Genomic DNA, 737 nt, shown 5'->3' with positions numbered 1-737 from the left:
TACGGCATGACCTTACTTCCTGATCATCCCGGCATTAAACTGGCCGAAATACTAGCGGTATCAAATATAGGACTGAATAAATTTTCGGTTTACATGGGATGTCGCGAGCAAGAGATAGTTGAATTGTTGAACGGTTCAGTTTCACTGACGAAAGCTATGGCACTCCGGTTATCGCATGTAGTCGGTGGAAGTTGGTCGAAGTGGATGTTAATTCAAGAGCAGTTTGAATTACAGTTGGGGAAGGTGCGAATAAGCAGGTCATTTCTTCCCAAGCTGACTCGCTGATTAAAATTTCGCGGATCTGGGCCGATTTTTTTCCCGCAAACACATCGAATCAGCCTATTTAGGCTATTTTTTCCACCATTTCTGGCGTTATTTCCGGTTTTTACTGAGATCTCTCCCACTGACGTATCATTTGGTCCACCCGAAACAGGTTGGCCAGGGTGAATAACATCGCCAGTTGGTTATCGTTTTTCAGCAGCCCCTTGTATCTGGCTTTCACGAAGCCGAACTGCCGCTTGATGATGCGAAACGGGTGCTCCACCTTGGCACGGATGCTGGCTTTCATGTATTCGATGTTGATGGCCGTTTTGTTCTTGCGCGGATGCTGCTTCAAGGTTTTTACCTTGCCGGGACGCTCGGCGATCAGCCAGTCCACATCCACCTCGGCCAGCTCCTCGCGCTGTGGCGCTCCTTGGTAGCCGGCATCGGCTGAGACAAATTGCTCCTCTCCATGA

General features: G+C 49.0%; 3 protein-coding genes. 1 reads left to right on the top strand and 2 read right to left on the bottom strand.

What is annotated here, in order from left to right; translation table 11 throughout:
• The coding region (locus tag ACT3RR_RS23150) for a helix-turn-helix transcriptional regulator (protein WP_496201174.1) at window positions 1–285 on the top strand (285 nt) is incomplete at its 5' end.
• Here ACT3RR_RS23150 and ACT3RR_RS23145 read toward each other — a convergent pair.
• Together ACT3RR_RS23145 and ACT3RR_RS23140 are read right to left on the bottom strand one after the other, a co-directional pair.
• On the bottom strand, window positions 213–404 hold the full coding sequence (locus ACT3RR_RS23145; RefSeq protein WP_318591522.1) for a hypothetical protein: 192 nt from the start codon (window positions 402–404) through the stop codon (window positions 213–215). The two genes, ACT3RR_RS23150 and ACT3RR_RS23145, sit on opposite strands and share 73 nt — an antisense overlap.
• Window positions 386–737: transposase (locus ACT3RR_RS23140; RefSeq protein ID WP_139158263.1), on the bottom strand; the 352-nt coding region annotated here is incomplete at its 5' end. The genes ACT3RR_RS23145 and ACT3RR_RS23140, both read right to left, overlap by 19 nt.

The sequence above is a fragment of the Ewingella sp. AOP8-B2-18 genome (assembly GCF_052376015.1).
GTDB classification, from domain to species: Bacteria; Pseudomonadota; Gammaproteobacteria; order Enterobacterales; family Enterobacteriaceae; genus Ewingella; species Ewingella allii.
The sequence above is the reverse complement of the archived record's forward strand: the minus strand, read 5'-3'. Positions and strand labels throughout refer to the sequence as shown.